This window comes from Gracilibacillus lacisalsi DSM 19029, from assembly GCF_000377765.1.
Lineage (GTDB): Bacteria > Bacillota > Bacilli > Bacillales > Amphibacillaceae > Gracilibacillus > Gracilibacillus lacisalsi.
In genome coordinates this window covers 64067-73572 of the sequence record NZ_KB898681.1, presented here as the reverse complement: position 1 = coordinate 73572, position 9506 = coordinate 64067, and the positions used below count along the sequence as shown (strand labels likewise).

11 protein-coding genes are annotated in these 9506 nt (G+C 36.6%); 6 read left to right on the top strand and 5 right to left on the bottom strand.

Features of this window, described 5'->3' with window-relative positions; genetic code table 11:
* A partial coding sequence (locus tag D569_RS0119800; protein ID WP_018934176.1) for a transposase occupies window positions 1-235 on the bottom strand: 235 nt, incomplete at its 3' end.
* Window positions 236-330: 95 nt separating this feature from the next.
* A complete protein-coding gene (locus tag D569_RS0119795; RefSeq protein WP_018934175.1) occupies window positions 331-660 on the bottom strand; it encodes a winged helix-turn-helix transcriptional regulator in 330 nt (109 codons plus the stop codon).
* A gap of 137 nt (window positions 661-797) precedes the next feature.
* Between D569_RS0119795 and D569_RS0119790 the strand changes: the two genes are divergently transcribed.
* Window positions 798-1328: a YceI family protein gene (locus tag D569_RS0119790; RefSeq protein ID WP_018934174.1), complete on the top strand. Its 531-nt coding sequence runs from the start codon at window positions 798-800 to the stop codon at window positions 1326-1328.
* A 58-nt stretch (window positions 1329-1386) separates the two neighbouring features.
* Here the strand turns inward: D569_RS0119790 and D569_RS0119785 are convergent, their stop codons facing one another.
* Complete coding sequence (locus tag D569_RS0119785; RefSeq protein WP_018934173.1) at window positions 1387-2343, bottom strand: LacI family DNA-binding transcriptional regulator; 957 nt, start codon at window positions 2341-2343, stop codon at window positions 1387-1389.
* Window positions 2344-2420: 77 nt separating this feature from the next.
* Here D569_RS0119785 and D569_RS24505 point away from each other — a divergent pair, with 77 nt between their 5' ends.
* Window positions 2421-2594, top strand: a complete 174-nt coding sequence (locus D569_RS24505; RefSeq protein ID WP_156823015.1) for a hypothetical protein — start codon at window positions 2421-2423, stop codon at window positions 2592-2594.
* A gap of 58 nt (window positions 2595-2652) precedes the next feature.
* Here the strand turns inward: D569_RS24505 and D569_RS0119775 are convergent, their stop codons facing one another.
* Both D569_RS0119775 and D569_RS0119770 read right to left on the bottom strand, forming a co-directional pair.
* On the bottom strand, window positions 2653-3414 hold the full coding sequence (locus D569_RS0119775) for a DUF817 domain-containing protein (protein ID WP_018934171.1): 762 nt from the start codon (window positions 3412-3414) through the stop codon (window positions 2653-2655).
* 2 nt (window positions 3415-3416) lie between these two features.
* Window positions 3417-3776 carry a nuclear transport factor 2 family protein gene (locus D569_RS0119770; protein ID WP_018934170.1) on the bottom strand — a complete coding sequence of 120 codons (360 nt, stop codon included), beginning with the start codon at window positions 3774-3776 and terminating at the stop codon, window positions 3417-3419.
* Between the two features lie 55 nt (window positions 3777-3831).
* Here D569_RS0119770 and D569_RS0119765 point away from each other — a divergent pair, with 55 nt between their 5' ends.
* The 4 genes from D569_RS0119765 to D569_RS0119750 all read left to right on the top strand — a co-directional run bounded on the left by D569_RS0119765 (window position 3832) and on the right by D569_RS0119750 (window position 9452).
* Window positions 3832-4815 carry an NERD domain-containing protein gene (locus tag D569_RS0119765; protein WP_018934169.1) on the top strand — a complete coding sequence of 328 codons (984 nt, stop codon included), beginning with the start codon at window positions 3832-3834 and terminating at the stop codon, window positions 4813-4815.
* 388 nt (window positions 4816-5203) lie between these two features.
* The gene (nrdD, locus tag D569_RS0119760) at window positions 5204-7147 is read left to right on the top strand and encodes an anaerobic ribonucleoside-triphosphate reductase (protein ID WP_018934168.1); all 1944 of its coding nucleotides are present in this window, start codon (window positions 5204-5206) and stop codon (window positions 7145-7147) included.
* Window positions 7144-7797, top strand: a complete 654-nt coding sequence (locus D569_RS0119755; protein ID WP_018934167.1) for a 4Fe-4S cluster-binding domain-containing protein — start codon at window positions 7144-7146, stop codon at window positions 7795-7797. The genes nrdD and D569_RS0119755 overlap by 4 nt, the downstream gene beginning before the upstream one ends.
* A 104-nt stretch (window positions 7798-7901) precedes the next feature.
* On the top strand, window positions 7902-9452 hold the full coding sequence (locus D569_RS0119750) for a BCCT family transporter (protein ID WP_018934166.1): 1551 nt from the start codon (window positions 7902-7904) through the stop codon (window positions 9450-9452).
* The last annotated feature ends 54 nt before the right edge of the window (window positions 9453-9506 follow it).

Genomic DNA, 9506 nt, shown 5'->3' with positions numbered 1-9506 from the left:
CACCTGTCTCTAACACAAATTGTACCGCATCCAATTTAAATTGAACAGGATACATCTCCTTCGTCTGCCTTCTTTTTAACCCATCCATTCCTTGGGACTTATATACTTTTACCCATTCAATGATTGATGTTTCGCTAGCCATATTATATTTTTTTGCCAATGATCTATATCCTAGCTTTCCATATAAATACTCTGTGACGAGTTTAATTTTAAATTCTTCACTATATTTAGCCATAAAAACACCCCCGAAAGTTATATTTTTCACTCTAACTTTCGGGGGTCGGTACCCATCTACTCCACAGTTTGACTTCCATTGATTCCGGGTAAGAGTTATACAAATGATTGTTTTTCTTTTTCCATCCAGCCGTCTGCCCATTTTTGGATGCTTTCTAATACTGGTTCTAAAGCCTTTCCTTTTTCAGTTAAGGCATATTCGATTCTAACCGGTGTTTCATCATAGACATGACGTTTCACGATGCCTTGTTTTTCTAAGTCTTTTAATCGTTCCGATAATACGCGTCCACTAATACCAATTGATGCTTCAATGGTAGAAAAACGTTGTGCGCCTTCTAATAATTGAAAAATGATCAATCCAGTCCAGCGCTTATTTAATATATTTAATGCCGATTCAAACTTCGGACAAATCGTTTTGTCTGCCATAGTTCTCACCTCTTTAAATATAGTATAGCAAATTTTTTTACATAAATAAAATAATTAATTTACTTGACGTAACTAATTATTGTTTGTATACTTAGTTACATAAAGTAAGTTAATATTTTTGAGGAGGAATTTCAGAAATGGCAAATGTAAATTTAGACAAAGTGCACAGTGCATTAAATTTTGAAGTAAAACATATGATGGTGTCCAAAGCAAAAGGTGAATTCCAAGAATTTGATGTAGATTTTAACGGAAGCTTCGATGACTTGGAAAATGCTAGTGTCAAAGTAACAATTGATGTGGCGTCTATCGAAACTAACAATGAAGACCGTAACGGACACTTAAAATCAGGTGACTTCTTTGATGTAGAAACATATCCAAACATTACTTTTGTTAGTAAAAACATCGAAAAAGTAAATGATTCTGAATTTAAAATCACTGGCGATTTAACTATTAAAGGTGTTACAAATGAAGAAACTTTCACCGCTGAATACAACGGAAAAGCAAAAGATCCAATGCAAGGTAATACAATTGCTGGTGCAGATGTATCAGGGAAAATCAACCGTGAAGATTATGGTTTAACTTGGAATGCTCCACTTGAAACTGGAGGGGTATTAATCGGTAAAGAAGTTAAATTCTCCGGTGGATTTGAATTTGTTGTAGAAGAATAATAGTAAACACTAAAAGCCAACGCTTCATGATGCGTTGGCTTTTTTCATGCTATTAATACTAAACTGTCCCTCTTTCTATAAGATTGACCGCAAGTTCTTCATGGCGATTAATCGCTTTTCCTAAAACATGCTGAAACAGCCTCTCACCCATTGTTGCAATTGGAATTTCAAACGTAGTAATATCCATCATTTTTGCTATTGGCTGATTATCGAAACCAATGATTGCCATGTCCTTCGGTACGTTTATATGTGCATTCTTACAAGCGGTCAGGATGCCTGCTGCCACTACATCACTCGTTACCAGTAGTGCATCTGGTTTTTCTGTTAATTCGGAGATTTCATCGATTACTTTCTGACCATCTTCAAAATAATAGTTTTCAGTAAAAACAAATTCCTTTTGTGGATATTGTCTCAAAAACTCCTTATAAGCCAGTTGGCGAAAGTAACTATTGGAGCCTGATTCACGCCCGATGCAGTAACCGATTCTTTTATATCCCTTATGTTTAAGGTAAGCTAATGCATCCATAAAACTTTGGTAATGGTCAACAAAAACGGAATCTATGCTTTTATTCCCTTCTGCATTTTCACTGACAACTATTTTCCCGTATTGATGGTATGCTTCAATGGTTGCTAATTCGATGATATGAGAACAAATAATCAGTCCATCAATTTGTTTATGTTTTAACATATCTAACGCTTCTTGCTCTCTTACTTTTTCGTAATTGGTTTGAATCAGAACAAAATGATAATGATTTTCCACCGCTTGCTTTGCAATTCCCTCGATAAGCAGCCCAAAGTATGGATGCTTTACAAAAGGAACGACAACACCGATTAGATGAGATTTCCCCTGACTAAGACTTACCGCATTTCGATTCACCTGATAGTCTACTTTCCTCATCACATCGATAACTGCTTTCCGCTTCTCTTCACTAACATATGGATGATCATTAATTACTCGAGATACAGTTGTCACTGACACGCCGGCCATTTTTGCGATATCACGAATATTTGCCAAGATTTTCACCTTTTTTCTTAAAAAATTCTTGCTCTGAAACGCGTTTCACCATCTAAGCTAAGATTAAAGGAGGGTGAATGATGGAAATAATATTTGGTATTTTTATCTGGTTATTTATGTGTGGTAGTATCCTTATTTTAGCATCCTTTGCCATTCAATTAGAAGGAGAAGAAAAAAAGCATGATTTGAAGGGGTATCTAGCTTATATCGAAGAAGTCTACAGTCGGAATATTACGGATCAGAAAAAATAACAGGAAGGCACATACAGAATCATTCTATGTGTTCTGTATGTGCTCTTGGTAAAAACTGTTAATAGACTTCTCTCCTCTCCTTTAAATGTTTTAACATTGCAACTATTAGGAAACTAACAATCACTAACAGGAGCCAGGAGCTAATTTTACCTAAATGAACGATTTGCCATGTTTGAGATTGTCTAGGATATTGCCACGCACCGAAAAAGGTAGCAATATTCTCCGCAATCCAAATAAAAAAGCCGATTAGTACAAAGGATAGAACCAGTGGCATCTTATATGTACGATGATTTACACGATAATAAACAATCGTTTGTAAGAATAATAGAATCGTTGCAATCTTTAATACCCAGCGAAAATCATAGATATAGTGATGGGTAAAAAAGTTAAAATAGATTGCAGCACTTAAGATAGCAACCGTCCAAGTCGGCGGCCATTTTTCTAACTGAACATCGAGTCGACGCCAGGCCTGACATAAGTAACTGGCAACACTGGCATACATAAAACCGCTATATAGTGGAACGCCAAATATTTTGGTTAAAGCCTCTTCCGGATAGTTCCAAGACCCCATATGGACTTTATATATTTCCAGTGCCAGGCCAATAAGGTGAAAAACACAAATAACTTTCAGTTCATCCCATGTTTCCAGCTTCGTGACGAGCATGAGCACTTGGGTAATCAGACAAATGATCAGAATAAGATCATAGCGATGAATAAAAGATATGTCTACCATCTGAGTAATCGCTAATGTGGAGAAAATAACAACGGCAAAAACGCATGATTTTGCCTGTTCAATTCCAAACGTCCATAATTGTCGCACGGCTAGATCTCCAACACGTAACTGATGATTTCCTTGATTTTGCCATCTTTATGCTTATTTAGCTTATAAATATCGCAGAAACTATAATGACGCTGTTCTCCACTTCTATCTGTCGAATGTATAATACCATTAACGACTCCTTCTTTTCCATGCGTAATCAGATGTTCGATTTCTAGTTCGAACTGGTTGCCGTTATCCATTCCTTGTAGTGCCTGTTCTAAGTTTTCGATCCCCTTTATCGTATCATTTCCGACCATGCGCCAAATGATATCATCTGTTACACTTTCTAGTATTCTTTCACTGTTTCCTTTTACGAAGGCTTCATTAAATGCTCGGAAAAATTGTTGATTTTTTGTTTCCATATATTGCACACTCCTTTTTCTAAATTAGTATACCATAGGAGGCTTGTTTGTTATAATGGACCGGAAAGGAGATGATTTATTGATCGTTATACCTCCACAAAAAACAGATCAATTGTTGCAGTTGGAAGTGATGCAAGAACGTTACCTCGATGTCCCTCCAAATATCTCCGAATCGTTTGGCAGAGAACTCGCCGGATACCTTGGAGAGAAAAGTTTACCTTACTTCATAGACCTCATTACTACCACATCCCATTATGATTTATATGGACTAAGACTAGAAAGAAATAACCACCACTTCCAAATCGATTGCTTATTTTTATTCCCTTCCTTTTTCTTAATTACAGAAATTAAACACTTAAAAGGGAAACTTTTTATTAACGAAGCACATCAACTGATTCAGTCGAAAGAATCAGAGGAGAAAGTGTACCAACACCCTCTTTCCCAAGCAAAATTACAAAAAGAACAGCTTAAAAAAGTTTTAGAAGACATTGGCTTTGAATCCATCCCCATCTACACGTTAGTTATTTTCACTCATGATCAAGCAAATATTACATTTGAGCATCCTGATATGATTCCAGTTCAACAGCTCCCATTTCGATTGGGGAAATTAACTCAGGAATTTTCCGATACTAGGTTAGAGCAGAATCAATTATTACAATTAGGCAAAAAGTTGATGAGTATACATCGAGAGCGTCCGCTTACTTTTTTACAACCAACTGGAGAGGTACTTCGCAATATTAGAAGAGGTGTGTTTTGTCCTAAATGTAAACCGCTGGTAATGAAATGGACTCATGGTACTTGGAAATGTAGTAAATGCGGCTATAAAGATAAAAATGCTCACATTCCTGCATTGATTGATTTTGTTTTTATGTTTGGATACACCATCAATAATAGGCAGGCAAGGTGGTTTTTATTATTAGACTCCATTTACACTGCATCACGGATTTTGAGGAAAATAGAAGTTGAGTCTTACGGGGGAAATAAAAATAAAACTTATAACTTAAGATTTTTGCTGAATAGCTATAAAGGAAGGGCCTAATCAGGTGTCCTTCCTTTTTTTATTTATTTGCAACTTTAGCTTTTTATTTGCAGATTTCCGGATTTATTTGCAACTTCTGCTTTTTATTTGCAACTCTCCATATTTATTTGCTGCTTCAGCTTTTTATTTGCAGATTTCCAGATTTATTTGCAACTTCTGCTTTTTATTTGCAGCTTTCCAGATTTATTTGCAGCTTCTACTTTTTATTTGCAACTTTTCAGATTTATTTGCAATTCTAGCTTTTTATTTGCAACTTTCCAGATTTATTTGCAACTTCTGCTTTTTATTTGCAGCATCTACCAAGAACTATATTTAGTGATAAAAATCACTTATCGACACCATATATTGTGTTACATTCTATTCATCATACTAAAAGGAGAGTTGACCCATGTTTCAGAACACGGAGCAAATTATCAAGAAGTTCACATCTAGCGAAGATGATAAAAAAGCAGATTATTTAAAAAGGGAGAATAGTAATTATGTATATTCTCTTCCACTCCTTAGGCACAATTTAACTAATCATGCGGAGGAGCAGTTTCTGTTTCAGCATATTCTTCCTCCTCGAATAAAAGAGTTATATGATGAGGGAATTGTCTATGTTCATGACAAGCAGCTTGCACCTTATTGTGTTTCGATTAGTTGCCGGGATATCACGATGAAAGGAATCCCTTCACTTGCGAAAAATATGATCACATCTAGACCGACAAAACGCTTGTCGATTCTACTTAGACATTTCAGCAATGTAGTCACCCTTATTTCGCAACAAGTATCTGGGGCTGTCATGCTTGCACAGCTCTCAACAATTGCTGCTTCCTATCTCCAGGAGGAAGAAAAACATCATATTACATACACTCAGGATGAATTAAAACAGCTTTTTCAAAGTTTAATTTGGGAACTGAATATGCCGCTTCGTTCAGGCGCACAGAGTAGTTTTTCTAATATTACGTTGGAATTCGGAAAACCTTCTGAAGAAATAAAAGATGAATATGTTGTAATTGGCGGGCAGCCGCTCTCGATCAAGTATTCAGATATTCCTTCACATTATTTTGATCGCATTAATCAAGCGATTATCGATGTGATGAGTGAAGGAACTGGCAGTGATGGTATTCCATTCACTTTTCCATTACTGACTGTACAAATCGATGATGACTTTAACTATCACAATCCGCTATTACTAGAATTACTCGATAAGATGTATAACTGGGGTGGTGTTTATTTTGAGAACTTTAAGACGAAACCTTTTGAAGATCCTTATTATAAAGCATTAAACCCAACGATTCTGGCGAAAGATCCTGAAGTCAGTCGCAGTCTTTGTTGCAGGTTACAAATAAATCTAGAAACATTGTCCAAAACTGGTGGTGGTGTCTTTGGTTCTTCGACAGGATCCACAGGGGCTGTACAGGTACTTAACCTTAATATCAACCGTCTATTACTTGAATTTGGCGAAGATATCGACACGGTCAAAGAGAAAATGCGCGAATACATGGAAGTGATGCAAGAAGCACATATGGCAAAACGAAAATGGTTAGAGCAAAATAAAGAACTTTTCCCTACCTTTTTCTCTTATAATCCTAATCTAAAAAACTATTTTAATGTTTTTGCGATTACGGGAATGAATGAGGGACTTATTAATATCGGTTACCAGAAAGGAATCAATGATCCTGAAGGTAAACGAATTGCGCATGAATTAATGCAATATATGACAGAGATAGTTAATGCGTTTATTGTGCGGGATAAAGTGGCTTGTGGTATAGAGTATGCACCTGCTGAAAATGCTGCGATTAAATTAGCTCGACATGATCAGAAGTGGGCAGAGGCACACAATCAAGATATTTTCACACAAGGAGAAGGAGAAAATCCTTACCTTACCAGTGGTTGTATGACACCTTTTTCAGAAGAGGATTTCATAGATCAATTAGAAAACAGTGCAGAGTTCCAAGGCTATGCTACTTCCGGAAGTGTGCTGCACCATTTCTTAGAATCAAAAGTAATACCAGAAAAGCTGGTAAGCTATTTGGATAAAATTTTTGAAAAACCGATTAACTATATCACATTAACGCCAACGATTACATCATGTATGGATTGTGGTCAAAAAATGGTAGCAGAGGATGCGAAAAATGTGCAAGAATGCCCGACATGCGGCTCCCATGATATTGCTTCATTTAGTCGTGTGATTGGTTATTTAAAAATGATTGCTCGCAATCATATTAATGTTGATGAAAAAGGCTATTACAAAGGAAAATATAATTTCTGGTCGAAAGCAAGACGACATGACTGGAATGTACGCAAACGAATGAAAGAAGATACGATTGAAGAAGTTGTTCATTCGTGAAGTTTTATAACCGTTTTATTCGCACATTCCTAGACTTGCCTGACCACACAACATTATTGGTACATTCTTTATCTGGCTGTCTGCTTCATTGCTACGGTTGTCACAATTATGATGAAATTGTTGCCAACACACCAAAAAACTATAAAACGAAAGAAGATCTTTATGCTTATTTAGAGAGAAACGGCTTTTTGTTTGATGCAGTTATGTTTAGTGGGGGAGAATTTTTAATCGATAAAATAGCGGACATTACAGATTTATTGAAAAAGGTGCGCAGTATTTTCAAAGGGAAAATTATTGTCACAACTTGTGGGATATATCATACAAAACTCAAACGATTGATCGCAGAAGGCCTTGTAGATGGTATCCATATTGATATGAAGCTGCCATATCATGTGTTAGATCCAAAGGAAGATCAACATATTTTCCAAGATGTAATGGGAATTCAGCCTAACCATCAATTAATCGAAAATTTGTTGGCTAGTATTGATACCGTCATTCAACACAATTCACCACTGGATCAGGTGCGAACAGTGAAATATCCAATTCTTGCTGATATCTTTTTTGAGGAAATTCGTGATTATGTAGAAAAAAGAAAGAGCTATTTTCAAAGTGATGTTCCTTATTATTTAAATCCATTTCAATATGTGTAATGGAGAGGATGCGAATAGTTCGTGTCCTCCTTTTTTGTTTAATTTTTCATGTGTGTGGTAACTCATTATTGTACCCGCAAAAAATAGAAGGAGAGTGAGTTAGTATGAGACAAAGAACTGGTCATGATTGGCAGTTAATTGATCATAAAATCTTTATTCCATCCTTACTTTTCATCATTATAATTAGTATTCCTTTTTCTATTTATGAATCTGAATCATTAAATCTGCTGAATACTATATTTGATAAGATTGTCGATGTTTTCAGCTGGGGGTATATTTGGTATGCAGTTATTTTAGTAGTAGCTGGGTTATATTTATCATTTTCCAAATACGGAAAAGTAGTGCTTGGCAATCCAAATGAAAAACCGAGATTTACTATGTTCAAATATGCATCGATCTTGATTGCAATGGGGGTTGGCTCCACCATTATGAGAACAGGGATGGTCCAGTGGACACAGGTTGCCTTGGACCCTCCTTTTGGTGTGAGTCCTGAATCGCAGGAAGCACTATTATGGGGAAATGCCTACAGTATGTTCTTATGGAGTTTTCAAGTTTTTGCAATCTTTGTGATGGCAGCTCCAGCAATGGCTTACATTATCCATGTTAAGGAAAGACCGTTGATGCGCATCTCAGAGGCTTGTCGTTGCATTTTCGGAGATAAATTTACTAATGGTATCGGTGGAAAAGTATTAGACATATTATTCTTAGTCAGTATCTTATCTGGTGCTGCCGTTACATTAGGGTTAGGTACACCAATCATTACCTATAATGTTTCGGCACTGTTGAATATGGAGGTTACCTTTGGCCTTACCATGATTATAACGATTATTTGGGTTTTTCTATTCTCTGTAAGTGCCTATCTCGGTATCGAAAAAGGGATCAAGCGCTTGAGTACATTTAATATGTATTTAGCTGGCGGACTTGCTATATTTATTTTAGTTGCTGGTCCCGGTATTTTTATAATGGATTATTTCACAGACACGGTTGGACATTTGCTTCAACATTATCTGCAATTGTCCTTATATACAGATTCCGTTGCAATGGAGACGACTACCCATGTACAAAGCCATATGATATTTTGGTTTGCTTACAGTGCGACATGGGCGATGCTGCACAGTATCTTCGCAGCAAAAATTTCTAAAGGTCGCACTGTCAAGGAAATGATCCTCACCTATTTACTGGCGCCAACCATGCTCTCCTGGATCGCAACAGGTGTCTTAGGTGGATTTGGTGTGGAACGTTATCTGACAGGTGAAGTACCTGTTCTTGATATTGTAGAAGGCCATGATCCGATGAATGCAATACCAGAAATTCTTTTATCTTTACCGTGGGCGAGCATTGCCATTATTGCATTTATTGTAGTATCGATGATTTTTCTTACCACTACATTGGACTCCACGACATACACTATTGCGGCATATACGAGTAAACGAGATATGAGTAAAATGGAGCCCTCACGAAAGCTAAGAGTCATTGTGGCAGCCATTATCACGACACTTGCGCTAATCCTTATGCAAATTGGTGGGCTTGCACCACTTGAAGTCATTTCAGGGTTAATGGGAATTCCCATTATCGTGATCCAATTGCTAACCATATATGCAGCAAAAAGAATGATGGATGAGGATAAAGCATGGATATATAATGTGAGAAAATAAAGGGAGACTGTGACCAACGGGGGTTTTAACCACCACGGATATAGTGGACTTAAA

Excerpts from the sequence above, each read along its gene's own strand:
- D569_RS0119770 (WP_018934170.1), bottom strand. The coding sequence starts at position 3,776 with ATGGAAACAAAAAATCAACAATTTTTCCGAGCATTTAATGAAGCCTTC.
- D569_RS0119790 (WP_018934174.1), top strand. The coding sequence starts at position 798 with ATGGCAAATGTAAATTTAGACAAAGTGCACAGTGCATTAAATTTTGAA.
- nrdD (WP_018934168.1), top strand. The coding sequence starts at position 5,204 with ATGTTTCAGAACACGGAGCAAATTATCAAGAAGTTCACATCTAGCGAA.
- D569_RS24505 (WP_156823015.1), top strand. The coding sequence starts at position 2,421 with ATGATGGAAATAATATTTGGTATTTTTATCTGGTTATTTATGTGTGGT.
- D569_RS0119795 (WP_018934175.1), bottom strand. The coding sequence starts at position 660 with ATGGCAGACAAAACGATTTGTCCGAAGTTTGAATCGGCATTAAATATA.
- D569_RS0119765 (WP_018934169.1), top strand. The coding sequence starts at position 3,832 with ATGGACCGGAAAGGAGATGATTTATTGATCGTTATACCTCCACAAAAA.
- D569_RS0119750 (WP_018934166.1), top strand. The coding sequence starts at position 7,902 with ATGAGACAAAGAACTGGTCATGATTGGCAGTTAATTGATCATAAAATC.